A 15,235-nucleotide genomic window follows, 5' to 3' on the forward strand; every position below is an offset into this window, starting at 1 on the left:
CCGGCGTTACCAGACGCGCTTTTACTTGAGGAAATCTTCACGCATCGGCGTGAAGGTATCCAGCAGCGTACCGGGCTTCAGGCAGACGCAGCCGTGCATGACGTGCGGCTTCTTATACAGCGTATCGCCCGCCTTCACGCGGTGGGTTTCGTCCCCGATGGTGAACTCAAACTCACCGCTCAGCACGTAGGTCAGCTGCTCGTGAGGATGGTTGTGCAGCGGCCCGACCGCGCCCTCTTCAAAATTCACTTCCACCTGCATCATTTTGCCGTCGTGCGCCAGAATGCGGCGCGTTACGCCGTTGCCTAAATCTTCCAGCCGGGTGTCCTGGTGAAAAATAAACATTATCGCGTCCTGTTAAGAGTGAAACATCGTTTCAAAGAATTTATCCTGGGCCGGATGAAAAGGAAATGAGCGTCGGCGGAACTGGAAAGTGGATCACATTTGTTTCGGTTTTGTACCGCGGGCGTTTAGCGGTATAACCACAGATTGACTCGGCAGGGAGAAGAAGATGAAAACCATCGGTTTACTGGGCGGCATGAGCTGGGAGTCGACGATTCCCTATTACCGACACATTAACGAAGGGGTACGCGACCGCCTCGGTGGGCTGCACTCCGCCGCGCTGCTGCTGCACAGCGTGGATTTCCACGAGATCGAACAGTACCAGGCGCGCGGTGAATGGGAAAAAGCCGGGGAGATGCTGGCCCGCGCCGCGCAGGGGCTTGAGCAGGTCGGCGCTCAGGCCATCGTGCTCTGCACTAACACCATGCATAAAGTGGCGGCGCAGATTGAAGAGGCGTGTCGCATTCCGCTGCTGCACATCGCCGACGCTACCGGGCGGGCCATTACGGCGCAGAACATGACGCGCGTGGCGCTGCTCGGCACCCGTTACACTATGGAGCAGGACTTCTACCGCGGCAGGCTGCTGGAGCGCAGCGGCATTGAAACGCTTATCCCCGACGAGACCCGCCGGGCGCGCATCAACCAGATCATTTTCGACGAGCTGTGCCTCGGGAAAATCACCCCGGCATCCCGGGACTATTATCTGGACGTCATCCGCGAGCTGGCGCAGCAGGGCGCACAGGGGGTGATCTTTGGCTGCACCGAGATTGGCCTGCTGATCCCGGAAAACGCCTCGCCGCTGCCGGTGTTCGATACCGCCGCGCTGCACGCCAGAGAGGCGGTAGACTTTATGCTCAGCGACGCGCCAGCAGCTGCTCCAGCGGGGCGGTAAAGCGGGTCATGGCCTCGAGCAGATGCTGACAAAAGGCATCCACCAGCGCCGAGGCGGGGCGGTGCTGCGGGCGAATCAGGCTGACGGTAAAGGGCACGTCCACGCTGAAGCGCCTGACGGCCACGCCGCTTTGCGCGTAGTCGAGGGCGGTCAGCGGGTTCACGACCGACATCCCGATCCCCGCTTTCACCATCGCGCAGATCGACGCTGCGCTGTGGGTCTCCATCACCATCCTGCGCCTGACGTCGTGCTCGTGAAACAGCGCGTCGAGCAGCTGCCGGTAGCTGTCGCTGCGCGACAGGCTGATATAGTTTTCCCCGACAAAATCCTGCGGCGTCAGCACGCTTTTCTGCGCCAGGGGATGATCTTCCGGCAGGACGCACACTTCATTTAGCGTTAACAGGGTTTCGCGCGTGGTGCCGGCCGGGGTCGTGACGGTTTCGGTGAGGCCTAAATCGTGGCGCTGGGCCGACAGCCACTCCTCCAGCAGCGGCGACTCCTGGGGCACGATATTGATACTGAGATCGGGATAGCGCGCCAGAAACGGCTGCATCAGCGGCGGCAGAAACGACTGGGAAAACACCGGCAGGCAGGCAATGGAGAGTTCCCCCTGGCGAAACTCGCGCAGGCTTTCCGCCGCGCTGACAATGCGATCCAGCCCGTACCAGGAGCGTTGCACCTCTTCAAATAGCCGCAGCCCCTGCACCGTGGGGTGCAGACGGCCCCGGCTGCGCGTGAACAGCGCCAGACCGGTGACCTTCTCAAAACGCGCCAGCTCCCGGCTGACGGTGGGCTGAGAGGTGTGCAGCAGCGCGGCGGCCTCGGTGAGGTTGCCGGTGGTCATCACCGCATGAAAGATCTCAATATGGCGCAGGTTAATGGCGGGCATGGCAGGCTCCAGTGGTAAAACCATATCATTTTTGCATAGACAATAGAGAAACCGATATTTTTTATTCATTTCCGGCTGTGGCGTAATGGCGAAAACACAGTAAGGAGCCTTCCGATGCCGCGCCCGACCCCCGATTCCGCCCTGAATGAGACCCGCCTGCTGGGGTTAGCCCATGAATACGGCTGCCCGGTCTGGGTCTATGACGCCGATACCATCCGTCGCCAGATTGCCCGGCTGCGTCAGTTTGACGTGGTGCGCTTCGCGCAGAAAGCCTGCTCAAACATTCATATTCTGCGCCTGATGCGCGAGCAGGGCGTGAAGGTGGATTCGGTCTCGCTCGGGGAGATCGAACGTGCGCTGGCCGCCGGATTCGATCCCGCTACGCGGCCGGACGACATCGTGTTTACCGCCGATCTGATCGACGCTCCGACGCTGGCCCGGGTGCGCGAACTGGCGATCCCGGTTAACGCTGGTTCGATCGACATGCTGGCACAGCTTGGCGAGGTATCGCCGGGGCACCGCGTGTGGCTGCGCGTGAACCCGGGTTTCGGTCATGGCCATAGCCAGAAAACCAATACCGGCGGGGAGAACAGCAAACACGGCATCTGGCACAGCGATCTGCCCGCGGCGTTTGCCACCATGCAGCGCTACCAGTTGAAGCTGGCCGGCATTCATATGCACATTGGCTCCGGGGTGGATTACGGTCATCTGGAGCAGGTGTGCGGGGCGATGGTGCGTCAGGTGCTGGAGTCCGGGCAGGATCTGGAGGCGATCTCGGCCGGTGGCGGCTTGTCGATTCCCTACCGCGACGGGGAAGAGGATATCGACACCGGGCACTACTACGGCCTGTGGAACGCGGCGCGGGAAAAAATCGCCGCGCATCTTGGGCACCCGGTGAAGCTGGAGATCGAGCCGGGACGTTTTCTGGTGGCCGAATCCGGCGTGCTGGTAGCGCAGGTGCGCAGCGTTAAGGACATGGGCAGCCGACATTTCGTGCTGGTGGACGCCGGGTTCAACGACCTGATGCGCCCGGCGATGTACGGCAGCTATCACCACATTACCGCCATCGGTGCCGATGGCCGCAGCCTGGCCGATGCGGCGGTGGTGGAGAGCGTTATCGCCGGGCCGCTGTGTGAATCGGGGGATGTGTTTACCCAGCAGGAGGGGGGTAAGGTGGAAACCCGCGCGCTGCCTGCGGTGGCCCCGGGGGATTATCTGGTGTTCCACGACACCGGTGCCTACGGCGCGTCGATGTCCTCTAACTACAACAGCCGCCCGCTGCTGCCGGAAGTGCTGGTGGAGGGTGAGACCGCGCGCCTGATCCGCCGTCGTCAGACCATCAGCGAACTGCTGGCGCTCGAACTGATGTAATCACGCCGCCGGGTCGCGGTACCAGGGCCCGGTCGCCACCGACTCGCGCAGCACCAGCGTGCCGGTGAAGGGCGGGATCGGCTGCAGGGGGCTGTCGCTTGCGAACTTAATCGCCTGATCGATGGCGGTCATGATCATATTGTCGATGGGCAAATAGACCGTCGACAGCCCCGGCTCCAGCCAGCGAGCGCTGGGCGCATCGTCAAAGCCAAACAGCGAGATATCCTGCGGAATGCGCAGCCCCGCCTGGTAAATCGCCTTCGACGCGCCGAGTGCCATATCGTCATTACAGGTGAACAGCGCGCTGAACCGCGTACCGCTCTCCAGCAGCGCGTTGCACAGCTCATACCCGCGCGTCATGGTGGAATCCCCGTTTCTGACCCGATCTTCATCCCACGCGATGCCGTGTTTCTCCAGCGCCGCGCGGTAGCCCTGCAGGCGCGCCTGGCCGGTAGGGGTGGAGAGAGGAACCGTAATGCAGGCGATCTCGCGATGGCCCTGCGCGATCAGGTACTCCACCGCCTGAAACGCCGCGTCCTGCTGCTCGAAGAACACGCAGCGCTCGCGGGCATCCTTCACGTCGCGATTGATCACCACCAGCGGCACGCTGATGCTGTCGATAAGCGCCATGATGGCGCGCTCGCTCATGTGGCGGGTGTAGAGGATGATGGCGTCGCACTGGCGGTCGGCCAGCATCTGTACCGCTTCGCGTTCGCGCTCCGGGGTGTCGTGCCCGTCGGTGACAATCAGCTGCTTGCCGTGGGATTCGGTCTGGCGTGACGCCTGCTGAAGCAGACGCCCAAAGTAGAAGCCGTCAAAGGTGGACACCACCAGGCCGATGCTGTTGCTGGTGCGGTGCGCCAGCGAACGGGCGAGAAAGTTGGGGCGGTAGCCCAGCTCCTCCATGGCGTTGAAAACCTGCTGGCGGGTGGACTCCTTCACCTGCCCGGTGCCGTTCAGCACGCGCGACACCGTCGCTTTCGATACGCCCGCGCGCGCAGAGACATCCCGCATTGTTACCATCAACGACATTCCTGATTAGCCTCATTTTTTATGCAGTTTACCACACTCCGCCGCCAGGTAAGATCTGCCGCCCGTTGCCCCCCTCACATTCCTGACCTCGCGCAACGCCCCGACCCCGCAAACGATCGTCGTCCCGCTGACGCTGCCGCGCACTATTTTATCTGGCATACCAATTGCCCCATTAAACGGGACGACTGGAATACCAGATCCCGGTTGTGAGAAGGGTGTCACAGAATAATCCCGCCGCCCCCACTATGTTTTGGCATACCAAAACGGTACTCAGCTGTAACCCTACACAACAAAATAAGCCACCCAACTGAGGTATCACCCCATGGCACTCCAGGAAAAGCTGATCGATTCTCTGGGCAGTTTTGCAACGAAATTCAATAGTTACCGCTATATCATGGCCATCAAGGCGGCGTTCATCACCCTGATGCCGGTCATTATCGTCGGCGCGTTCTCGGTACTGATCTCCAATATGGTGCTCGATCCGAAAAACGGTCTTGCCAGCTTTGAATCGCTGTCGTTCCTCGCGGTGCTGAAACCCATTACCAGCGCGATTAACTACGCCACGCTCAACTTTCTGAACATCGGTGCGGTCTTCCTGATCGGCGTTGAACTCGGGCGCATCAACGGCATTAAGACGCTGTTCCCCGGCCTGCTGGCGGTCATCTGCTTTATCTGCGTGACGCCCACCACCGTGGAGATGCTGGTGGACGGCGAAATGCACGTGGTGAAGGACGTGCTGCTGCGCCAGTTCTCTGACACCCGCAGCCTGTTCCTCGGCATGTTCATCGCCATTCTCTCGGTGGAGATCTACTGCTGGCTGGAAACCCGGCCCGGCCTGAAAATCAAAATGCCCGACACGGTGCCGCCTAACGTCTCCGCGTCGTTCTCGGCGCTGATCCCGGCCATCATCACCACCACCGTTATCGCCACCTTCGGCTTTGTGTTCCACCAGACCACCGGCATGTACCTCTACGATGCGGTGTACCAGGTGGTGCAGCAGCCACTGGAGCGCGTGATGCAGAGCCTGCCGGGGATCCTGCTGCTGATGTTCGTGGCGCAGCTGTTCTGGGTGATCGGCATTCACGGTAACCAGATGATCAAACCGATCCGCGAGCCGCTGCTGCTGGGGGCAATCACCGTCAACATGAGCGCGTTCGAGCAGGGCAAAGAGGTGCCGAACATCATCACCATGCCGTTCTGGGACGTCTACATGAGCATCGGCGGTTCCGGGCTGACCATCGGCCTGCTGATTGCGGTGATGATTGCCAGCAAGCGCAAAGAGATGAAAGAGATCGCCAAACTCTCCTTCGGGCCAGGGGTGTTCAACATCAACGAACCGGTGATCTTCGGCATGCCGATCATGCTGAACCCGATCCTGGCGATCCCCTTCATTATTACCCCGCTGGTGACCGGTACCATCGGCTACTTCGCCACCGTCATGGGCTTCGCCGGCAAGGCGGTAGTGATGGTGCCCTGGACCACACCGCCGCTGATCAACGCCTGGCTCTCCACCGCCGGTTCGATGGGCGCAGTGGTGACGCAGCTTATCTGCATTCTGGTTTCGATTCTGATCTACCTGCCGTTTGTGAAAATCGCCTCGCGTCGTGCCGAGCAGGCGCAGCTTCAGGCTGAAAAAACGGCAATGGCTAACAACGCGTGAGGATGACATGAGCAAAAAAACCGTGGCCCTGCCGCAGGACTTTATTCTGGGTGCCGCCTCGTCTGCCTGGCAGACCGAAGGATGGAGCGGTAAGAAAGAGGGCCAGGACTCGTACATGGATCTCTGGTACAAAAATGACCGCCACGTCTGGCACGACGGCTACGGCCCGGCGGTCGCCACCGATCTGTTTAATCGCTATGAGGAGGACGTCGCGCTGATGAAGCAGGCGGGCCTCACGCACTATCGCACTTCGATCAACTGGTCGCGCTTCTTTACCGACTACGAAAACGGCGTGATTGACGAAGAGTACGCCGCGTATTACGACCGTTTCCTGGAGGCGATCCGCGCCGCCGGCGTCGAGCCGATGATTTGTCTGGAGCACTACGAGCTGCCGGGGTATCTGTTTGAAACCTACGGCGGCTGGTCGTCGAAGAAGGTGGTCGAGCTGTTTGTGCTCTATGCCGAAAAGGTGTTTGAGCGTTACCACCACAAGGTTACGCGCTGGTTCACCTTCAACGAGCCGATTGTGGTGCAGACCCGTGTCTATCTCGACGCGCTGCGCTGGCCGTATCAGCAGAGTACCGACACCTGGATGCAGTGGAACCACCATAAAAACCTCGCCACGGCGAAAGTGGTGAAGCTGTTCCGCGAGAAGGGCTACCAGGGCAGCGTCGGGGCGATCCTCAACCCGGAAGTGACCTATCCGCGCTCCAGCGCCGCGCACGACCTGAAGGCCGCGGAGCGCTATGACCTGTTCTACAACCGCGTGTTCCTCGACCCGATGGTGAAGGGCGAGTATCCGGCGGAGCTGGTGCGGCTGCTGGATCACCACGGCGTGAAGTGGGAATACACCGCCGATGAGCTGGCGATTATCCGCGACAATACCGTTGATGAGCTGGGTATCAATCTTTACTACCCGCACCGTGTCAAAGCCCCGTCCCGCGCCTGGAACCCGGAAACGCCGTTCCACCCGGCCTGGTACTACGAACCCTTTGAGCTGCCGGGCCGCCGCATGAACAAATCCCGCGGCTGGGAGATCTATCCGCGCATCATCTATGACATGGCGATGCGTATTAAAGACGAGTATCGCAACATTCCGTGGTTTATCGCCGAAAGTGGCATGGGCATTGAGAACGAAGGGCAGTTCCGCGATAACGACGGCGTGATTCAGGACGACTACCGCATTGCCTTTATCGGCGAGCATCTCTTCGAAGCGCTGCGCGCCCGTGAAGACGGCGCCAACTGTCAGGGCTATATGCTGTGGGCGTTTACCGACAACGTCTCGCCAATGAACGCCTTTAAAAACCGCTACGGGCTGGTGGAGATCGATCTGCAACACCAGCGCGCGCGTCGGCTGAAGAAGTCAGCCAGCTGGTATCGCGGCGTGAGTGAATCGCGCAGTCTGACCCTGAACCTTGATGACGAATGGAAATAAGGAGCGCCGATGAAACGCATTATCCTGTGTTGTTCCGCGGGCATGTCCACCTCGCTGGTGGTGACAAAAATGGAGAAAAGCGCCGCCGATCGCGGGCTGGAACTGAAAATCTACGCCATTCCCGAGCAGAACCTGCGCGATGAGCTGGAGAGCTACGCCGCTGACATCCAGGCGGTGCTGCTGGGGCCGCAGGTACGCTTCAAGCTGGCGGAAAACAAGAAGCTGACCGATGAGCATGGGATCCCGATTGCGGTGATCGATACGGTGGCGTACGGCACGTTAAACGGCGCGAAAGTTCTCGATCAGGCACTGAGTTTGGTAAGCTAGCGGCCCACGACGCGCCGGGTATCGCCCCGGTTCGTCGTGGTTCACTACCCGGCAGCGCAAGGCCTGGCGGGTAGATCTCTTTTCCGAGCACAGGTGATATCGTGGATAAGGCTGTAGTCCCGCCCGAAAAAAAACAGTACCAGGAAATCGGCGACGATCTCAGATCGCAAATTATCGCGGGCCACTACCCGGTGGGATCGCGACTGCCGCCCGAGCGCAACATCGCAGAGACCTACGGCGTCAGCCGTACCATCGTGCGTGAAGCGCTGCTGATGCTGGAGCTACAGGGGACGGTAGATATCCGTCAGGGTTCCGGCGTATACGTGATGCGCATTCCCGAGGAGCGCGATGTCGAAGAGGATCGCTTTCTCAGTAGCGACATCGGGCCATTCGAAATGCTCCAGGCGCGTCAGCTACTGGAGAGCAACATTGCGGCCTTTGCTGCCAAAATGGCGACCAAAGCCGATATCGACAATCTGAAGCGCATCCTCGAACAGGAGCAGCGCGCTATCGCCATCAATGACACCAGCCAGGACAACCAGAAGATGTTCCACCTGGTGCTGGCCGGCGCCTCACAGAACCAGATGCTGCTGGCTACCGTGGAGAGCATCTGGCACCACATGGACAGCAGCCCGCTGTGGCAAAAGCTCAGCGTGCACATCGAAAGCCGCGCGCATCGCCTCAAATGGCTGAGCGATCAGCAAACGATTCTCGCCGCGCTGCGCCGTCGGGATGTGATGGGCTCGTGGCAGGCGATGTGGCAGCACCTGGAAAACGTGAAAAACAGCCTGCTTGAGCTGTCCGATGCCGATGCGCCGGACTTTGACGGCTATCTGTTTGAATCGGTCCCCATCTTTCAGGGCAAAGTACTGTGATTATCCAGCCGCTGTGGCAGGCACCTCAGCACGCCGACCGCGTGATTGACCGGATATGGGCCGCGTTTGGCACCGGCCTGAACCGGGCGTTTTTCGCCTCGGTGGTGGAACACAGCCAGCAGCCGGACGCGCTGCCGCTGACGTTCATCGCCACCGAGGGCGAGACGCTGCTGGGCACCGTGGGCCTGTGGCGCTGTGATCTGATAAGCCGTCAGGATCTCTTTCCCTGGCTTGCGGCACTCTACGTGGAGGAAGGACGGCGCGGGGAGGGCATCGGCCAGGCGCTACAGCAGCACGTCATTGCGTACGCGCGCCAGCAGGGCTTCAGCCACCTGCATCTCTATGCGGCGTTCCGGGATTACTACGAACGCTTTGGCTGGGAGTACATTGGCGAGGGCATCGACTACCCCGATACCCGCGTCAATCTTTACCGCTACACGCTTTAATCTTCAGCCGGCCCGCTTACCGAGTGCCGACGCACCAGCGTCGGGCTGAACAGGTGGGTCACCTCCGGCGCGGGCCGGTTCTCTGCCAGCGACATCGCCAGCTCCGCCGCCTGGGTCGCCATCGTCACGATAGGGTAGCGCACCGTGGTAAGCCGTGGGCGCACGTAGCGGGAGATAAGCACATCATCAAAGCCGATAATCGAGATGTCGTTCGGCACGTCGATACCGTTGTCGTTCAATACCCCTAACGCGCCCGCCGCCATCGAATCGTTATAGCTGGCGACGGCGGTGAAGTGGCGCCCGCGGCCCAGCAGTTCGGTCATGGCGTGCTCTCCACCGCTCTCGTCCGGTTCACCGTAGCTCACCAGCCGGTCGTTGCAGGGCAGGCCGTGCTCTTTGAGCGCGTCGTAATAGCCGCGCAGCCGGTCGTCGGCATCGGAAATCGGGTGGTTAGAACAGAGGTAACCGATGCGGGTGTGACCCTGGGAGATTAAATGCCGGGTCGCAAGCCAGGCGCCGTAGCGATCGTCCAGCGCCACGCAGCGCTTCTCATAACCCGCTACGATGCGGTTGATCAGCACCATGCCGGGGATCTGCTTCATCAAACCGATCAGCTCGTCGTCCGAGAGCATTTTGGCGTGCACCACCAGCGCGGCGCAGCGGTGGCGGATCAGCTGCTCAATGGCCTGGCGCTCTTTTTGCTCGTTGTGGTAACCGTTGCCGATAAGCAGGAAGTTACCGGTGCGATAGGCAACCTGCTCCACGGCTTTCACCATCGCCCCAAAAAACGGGTCGGAGACATCACCGACCACAATACCGACCGTCTCGGTGTTCTGCTGCGCCAGCGCGCGGGCGTTAGCGTTGGGATGGTAGTTGAGCTGCTCCATGGCGCTCTGCACCGCCTGGCGTGAAGCGTCGCTGGCTTTTGGAGAGTCGTTGATAACGCGGGATACCGTGGCGACCGACACGCCTGCGAGTCGGGCTACATCCTTTATTGTCGCCATATCACTCTTCCTGTTGGGTAAACGGTTACACTAAGAATAGTGTTGCGGAAAAGCAGGGGTAGTTCAAGGGCAGCACGGTGGCGGGTGTCGCAAAGCGCGATGAAAATCACCGTGCAGATTCAGGCAATCCTGTAGCCGGTGAATGCGAATCGCCTCACGCTTAGCGCAAATTCTTAAGCGAAAGCGCATTTTTTCCTTAGTTTTCCGAGAACTTGTAACAGTTACTCATTATTTTCACACCTGGTTGCACTTAGGCGCATTCCTTTGCGTTTTTTGGGTGGCGAGGGGCAGGTGATCCAGACACAATCAAGATCCCAGAGGTATTGATTGGTGAGAATTCCTGTACTTCACGTACATTGCTTTGCACCAACCTGCGCGGATGCGCAGGTTTTTTTTCGCCTTTTTTTAGGGTCGCCCCTCGCTTTTAACTCATATACACTGCCTGGATTTCGTCCCCATCTGACAGGGGAGCCACACAGGGAGTTGCTATGCTGACAGGTCTTTTCCGTTCACTGTTCCGCGTACTGTTTCGCGTCGAGGTGCTGGGTGATGCCCAGGCGCTGCGCGAGCAGCGCGTCATCATCACGCCGAACCACGTTTCGTTTATTGATGGCGTCCTGCTGGCCCTGTTCCTGCCGGTGCGCCCGGTATTTGCGGTCTACACCTCGATAAGCCAGCAGTGGTACATGCGCTGGGTCAGGAGCTTCATTGATGTCGTCCCGCTCGATCCCACCCGACCGATGTCCATCAAGCATCTGGTGCGGCTGGTGAACCAGGGCCGCCCGGTCGTGATTTTCCCTGAGGGCCGCATCTCGGTGAGCGGCTCGCTGATGAAAATCTACGAAGGGGCCGGGTTTGTCGCCGCAAAAGCCGACGCCACGGTGGTGCCGGTGCGCATTGACGGCGCGGAGCTGACCTTCTTTAGCCGTCTCAAGGGGCTGGTTAAACGCCGCCTGTTCCCGAAAATCACGCTGCATATCCTGCCGCCGACCTCGCTGCCGATGCCGGATGCGCCGCGGGCGCGGGATCGCCGCAAGATTGCCGGCGAGATGCTGCACCAGATCATGATGGAAGCCCGAATGGCGGTGCGCCCGCGCGAAACCCTGTTCGAGGCGCTGCTCTCTGCCCAGTATCGCTACGGCGAGCGCAAGCCCTGCGTGCAGGACATCAGCTTCAAACCCGACAGCTACCGCGGGCTGCTGCTCAAAACGCTGTTTGTGGGGCGTATCCTCGAAAAGTACAGCCAGCAGGGTGAAACCATTGGTCTGATGCTGCCCAACGCCGCCATCACCCCGGCGGTGATTTTCGGGGCGGTTTCCCGCGCCCGCATTCCGGCGATGATGAACTACACCGCAGGCGTTAAAGGCATGACCAGCGCCATTACCGCCGCGCAAATCAAAACCGTGTTCACCTCGCGTCAGTTCCTCGATAAAGGCAAGCTCTGGCCGCTGGTGGAGCAGATTGACCAGGTGCGCTGGGTGTTTCTGGAGGATCTGAAGTCCGAGGTGACGCTGAAGGATAAGCTGTGGATTTTCAGCCACCTGCTGATGCCGCATCTGGCGCAGGTTGAGCAGCAACCGGAAGATGCGGCTATCGTGCTGTTTACCTCTGGCTCCGAAGGCAACCCGAAGGGCGTGGTGCACAGCCACAAAAGCCTGCTGGCGAACGTGGAGCAGATACGCACCATCGCGGATTTCACCGCCAACGACCGGTTTATGTCGGCCCTGCCGCTGTTCCACTCCTTTGGCCTGACCGTGGGCCTGTTCACGCCGCTGTTCACCGGGGCGGAAGTGTTCCTCTACCCAAGCCCGCTGCATTACCGCATCGTGCCGGAACTGGTGTACGACCGGAACTGCACCGTGCTGTTCGGGACCTCCACCTTCCTCGGCCACTACGCCCGCTTCGCCCATCCGTATGACTTCTACCGCTTGCGCTATGTGGTTGCCGGGGCCGAGAAGCTTCAGGAGAGCACGCGCACGCTATGGCAGGACAAGTTTGGTCTGCGCATCCTCGAGGGCTACGGCGTGACCGAATGCGCGCCGGTAGTGTCGATTAACGTGCCGATGGCCGCTAAACCGCACACCGTGGGCCGCATTCTTCCGGCGATGGACGCGCGCCTGCTGGCCGTGCCGGGCATTGAGCAGGGCGGTCGCCTCCAGTTGAAAGGGCCGAACATTATGAAAGGCTACCTGCGGGTGGAAAATCCCGGCGTGCTGGAAGCGCCCGCCGCGGAAAACGCCCAGGGCGTGTCGGAAGCGGGCTGGTATGACACCGGCGATATCGTGACCATTGACGACCAGGGCTTTGTTGCCATTCAGGGGCGCGCGAAGCGCTTTGCCAAAATCGCCGGCGAAATGGTGTCGCTGGAGATGGTGGAGCAGCTGGCGCTGGCGGTGTCACCCGATAAGCTTCATGCCACGGTCATCAAAAGCGACGAGGCTAAAGGAGAGGCGCTGGTGCTTTACACCACCGATCCTGACCTGAAGCGCGACGTGCTCCAGCGTCAGGCCCGCAGCAGCGGCGTACCAGAGCTGGCCGTGCCGCGCGATATCCGCTATATCAAACAGCTGCCGCTGTTGGGCAGCGGTAAACCGGATTTCGTCACCCTTAAAACCATGGTTAAACAGGCAGATTCCACTCATGAATAACGCCGTACACGGCTCGTCCATCTGGTCCCGGGGCATGATTGCGGTTATCGCCGCCCAGTTTTTATCCGCCTTTGGTGATAACGCGCTGCTGTTTGTCACCCTCGCGGTGCTGAAAGCGCAGTTTTATCCTGACTGGAGCCAGCCGGTGCTGCAGATGGTGTTTGTCGGCGCCTATATTCTGTTTGCCCCGTTCGTGGGGCAGATTGCCGACAGCTTCGCCAAAGGGCGAGTGATGATGTTTGCCAACAGCCTCAAGCTGCTGGGCGCGGCGTCAATCTGCATCGGAGTGAATCCCTTCATCGGCTATACCCTGGTGGGCATTGGCGCGGCGGCTTACTCCCCGGCGAAGTACGGTATTCTTGGCGAACTGACCTCCGGCGATAAGCTGGTGAAGGCCAACGGCCTGATGGAGTCCTCCACCATTGCGGCGATCCTGCTGGGTTCGGTGGCGGGCGGCATTCTGGCGGATCTTAACCTGCTGCTGGCGCTGGGGCTGTGCGCCGTGATGTATGCGGCGGCGGTGGTCGCCAACCTGTTTATTCCGACGCTGGTCGCGGCACGTCCCGGTCAGTCCTGGCGGTTCGGTCCGATGACGCGCAGCTTCTTTTGCGCCAGCCTGACCCTGTGGCGCAACGATGAAACCCGCTTCTCGCTGATGGGCACCAGCCTGTTCTGGGGTGCAGGCGTTACGCTGCGCTTCCTGCTGGTGCTGTGGGTGCCCCATGCGTTGGGCATTACCGATAACGCCACGCCGACCTACCTGAACGCGATGGTCGCTATCGGTATCGTCATCGGTGCCGGTGCCGCGGCGAAGCTGGTCACGCTGGAGAACGTGGCGCGCTGCATGCCTGCCGGCGTGCTGATTGGTGTGGCCGTCGCAATCTTCGCGGTGCAGCAGGCGCTGCTCCCGGCCTACGCGCTGCTTATCCTGATTGGCGTGCTGGGCGGCTTCTTTGTGGTGCCGCTCAACGCCCTGCTGCAGGAGCGCGGCAAGCATACCGTGGGCGCCGGTAATGCCATCGCGGTGCAAAATCTCGGTGAAAACACCGCCATGCTGCTGATGCTGGGCCTCTACTCGCTGGCGGTAAAAGCGGGGGCGCCGGTGGTCGGTATCGGTGTCGGCTTCGGCGTGCTGTTTGCGCTGGCGATCGGCGGGCTGTGGTTGTGGCGCGGCAAGCAGTAATAAAAAAGACCCGCCTGAGCGGGTCTTTTTTTGGTCACCGTTGAGCAATGTAGCTCAGGGGGCCGGGTAGGTATAAACCTGATGCACCGCTTCCAGCTCTGCCAGCACCTCGCCGCTGAGCGTCACGTTCAGGCTCTCCACGTTGGTTTTCAGCTGTTCAAGCGTGGTGGCACCGAGCAGCGTGCTGGCCACAAACGCCTGCTGGCGTACAAACGCGAGCGCCATCTGGGCCGGGTCCAGCCCGTGACGTTTCGCGATGTCCACGTAGGCCGCCACCGCTTTCTGCGTCTGTTCACCGCTGTAGCGCGTAAAACGACTGAAAAGCGTATTGCGCGCACCGGCCGGCTTCGCCCCGTTCAGGTACTTCCCGGTTAACACACCAAACGCCAGGCAGGAGTAGGCCAGCAGTTCAACGCCTTCGTACTGGCTCACCTCGGCAAGGCCCACTTCAAAGCTGCGGTTCACCAGGCTGTACGGATTCTGGATGGTGACGATGCGCGGTAGATCGTGCTTCTCCGCCAGGTGCAGATAACGCATCACGCCAAACGGGGTTTCGTTCGAGACGCCGATATAGCGGATCTTCCCGGCGCGCTGGCACTCGGCCAGGGCTTCGAGGGTTTCCAGCAGCGTGACCGGCGGCGCGGCGTCGGTCCAGGTATAGCCCAGCTTGCCGAAGCAGTTGGTCGGGCGCTGCGGCCAGTGAACCTGATAGAGATCGAGGTAGTCGGTTTGCAGACGCTTCAGGCTGGCGTCCAGCGCCTCGCGGATGTTCTTGCGATCGAGCGCCTGGTTGGGGCGAATCGCGTTGTCGTTATTGCGGGAAGGGCCGCTTACCTTGGAGGCGATAATTAATTTTTCACGGTTGCCGCGTTGGGCCAGCCAGTTGCCGACATAGGTTTCGGTCAGCCCCTGCGTTTCAGGGCGCGGCGGCACAGGGTACATCTCAGCTACGTCGATCAGGTTAATGCCCTGACTGACGGCGTAATCAAGCTGCGCATGGGCATCGGCTTCGCTGTTCTGTTCACCAAACGTCATTGTGCCCAGCCCGAGCTGACTTATTTCAAGTGAACTGTGGGGGATACGGTGATAGTGCATAGCCAGCTTCCTGTTATCGGTCTGTCAGCGTCAGGA

General features: G+C 60.5%; 14 protein-coding genes. 9 read left to right on the forward strand and 5 right to left on the reverse strand.

Going from position 1 to position 15,235, the window contains the following annotated elements:
- Nucleotides 1-21 precede the first annotated feature (21 nt).
- Nucleotides 22-345: a cupin domain-containing protein gene (locus DW58_RS14885; protein ID WP_024549391.1), complete on the reverse strand. Its 324-nt coding sequence runs from the start codon at nucleotides 343-345 to the stop codon at nucleotides 22-24.
- Between the two features lie 166 nt (nucleotides 346-511).
- On the opposite strand from DW58_RS14885, the gene DW58_RS14890 reads away from it, so the two are divergent.
- Nucleotides 512-1,234 (forward strand): aspartate/glutamate racemase, encoded by a 723-nt coding sequence (locus tag DW58_RS14890; protein WP_024549392.1) that lies wholly within the window; start codon nucleotides 512-514, stop codon nucleotides 1,232-1,234.
- Here the strand turns inward: DW58_RS14890 and DW58_RS14895 are convergent.
- The gene (locus DW58_RS14895; RefSeq protein ID WP_024549393.1) at nucleotides 1,197-2,123 is read right to left on the reverse strand and encodes a LysR family transcriptional regulator; all 927 of its coding nucleotides are present in this window, start codon (nucleotides 2,121-2,123) and stop codon (nucleotides 1,197-1,199) included. The genes DW58_RS14890 and DW58_RS14895 overlap by 38 nt on opposite strands.
- Nucleotides 2,124-2,237: 114 nt before the next feature.
- On the opposite strand from DW58_RS14895, the gene lysA reads away from it, so the two are divergent.
- Nucleotides 2,238-3,494: a diaminopimelate decarboxylase gene (lysA, locus tag DW58_RS14900; RefSeq protein ID WP_024549394.1), complete on the forward strand. Its 1,257-nt coding sequence runs from the start codon at nucleotides 2,238-2,240 to the stop codon at nucleotides 3,492-3,494.
- On the opposite strand, the gene DW58_RS14905 is transcribed toward lysA, so the two are convergent.
- Entirely contained in the window at nucleotides 3,495-4,508 is a 1,014-nt protein-coding gene (locus DW58_RS14905; protein ID WP_161629193.1) for a LacI family DNA-binding transcriptional regulator, read from the reverse strand.
- 340 nt (nucleotides 4,509-4,848) lie between these two features.
- Here DW58_RS14905 and DW58_RS14910 point away from each other — a divergent pair, with 340 nt between their 5' ends.
- The 5 genes from DW58_RS14910 (at nucleotide 4,849) to DW58_RS14930 (ending at nucleotide 9,269) form a co-directional block, all read left to right on the forward strand.
- A complete protein-coding gene (locus DW58_RS14910) occupies nucleotides 4,849-6,186 on the forward strand; it encodes a PTS sugar transporter subunit IIC (RefSeq protein ID WP_024549396.1) in 1,338 nt (445 codons plus the stop codon).
- A 7-nt stretch (nucleotides 6,187-6,193) separates the two neighbouring features.
- Nucleotides 6,194-7,621, forward strand: coding sequence for a glycoside hydrolase family 1 protein (locus DW58_RS14915; RefSeq protein ID WP_024549397.1), 1,428 nt, complete (start codon nucleotides 6,194-6,196; stop codon nucleotides 7,619-7,621).
- Between the two features lie 9 nt (nucleotides 7,622-7,630).
- Entirely contained in the window at nucleotides 7,631-7,948 is a 318-nt protein-coding gene (locus DW58_RS14920) for a PTS sugar transporter subunit IIB (RefSeq protein ID WP_024549398.1), read from the forward strand.
- 101 nt (nucleotides 7,949-8,049) lie between these two features.
- A complete protein-coding gene (locus DW58_RS14925; protein WP_024549399.1) occupies nucleotides 8,050-8,823 on the forward strand; it encodes a GntR family transcriptional regulator in 774 nt (257 codons plus the stop codon).
- The gene (locus DW58_RS14930) at nucleotides 8,820-9,269 is read left to right on the forward strand and encodes a GNAT family N-acetyltransferase (protein ID WP_029696471.1); all 450 of its coding nucleotides are present in this window, start codon (nucleotides 8,820-8,822) and stop codon (nucleotides 9,267-9,269) included. Before DW58_RS14925 ends, DW58_RS14930 begins: the two co-directional genes overlap by 4 nt.
- On the opposite strand, the gene galR is transcribed toward DW58_RS14930, so the two are convergent.
- Nucleotides 9,266-10,273 (reverse strand): HTH-type transcriptional regulator GalR, encoded by a 1,008-nt coding sequence (galR, locus tag DW58_RS14935; RefSeq protein ID WP_029696472.1) that lies wholly within the window; start codon nucleotides 10,271-10,273, stop codon nucleotides 9,266-9,268. The genes DW58_RS14930 and galR overlap by 4 nt on opposite strands.
- Nucleotides 10,274-10,761: 488 nt before the next feature.
- Here galR and aas point away from each other — a divergent pair, with 488 nt between their 5' ends.
- Nucleotides 10,762-12,921 (forward strand): bifunctional acyl-ACP--phospholipid O-acyltransferase/long-chain-fatty-acid--ACP ligase, encoded by a 2,160-nt coding sequence (gene aas / locus DW58_RS14940; protein ID WP_024549400.1) that lies wholly within the window; start codon nucleotides 10,762-10,764, stop codon nucleotides 12,919-12,921.
- On the forward strand, nucleotides 12,914-14,104 hold the full coding sequence (gene lplT, locus DW58_RS14945; RefSeq protein WP_024549401.1) for a lysophospholipid transporter LplT: 1,191 nt from the start codon (nucleotides 12,914-12,916) through the stop codon (nucleotides 14,102-14,104). The genes aas and lplT overlap by 8 nt, the downstream gene beginning before the upstream one ends.
- 54 nt (nucleotides 14,105-14,158) lie before the next feature.
- On the opposite strand, the gene DW58_RS14950 is transcribed toward lplT, so the two are convergent.
- A complete protein-coding gene (locus tag DW58_RS14950; protein WP_024549402.1) occupies nucleotides 14,159-15,199 on the reverse strand; it encodes an NADP(H)-dependent aldo-keto reductase in 1,041 nt (346 codons plus the stop codon).
- Nucleotides 15,200-15,235: the final 36 nt, after the last annotated feature.

The sequence above is a fragment of the Siccibacter turicensis LMG 23730 genome (assembly GCF_000463155.2).
In the GTDB taxonomy this organism is placed as follows: domain Bacteria; phylum Pseudomonadota; class Gammaproteobacteria; order Enterobacterales; family Enterobacteriaceae; genus Siccibacter; species Siccibacter turicensis.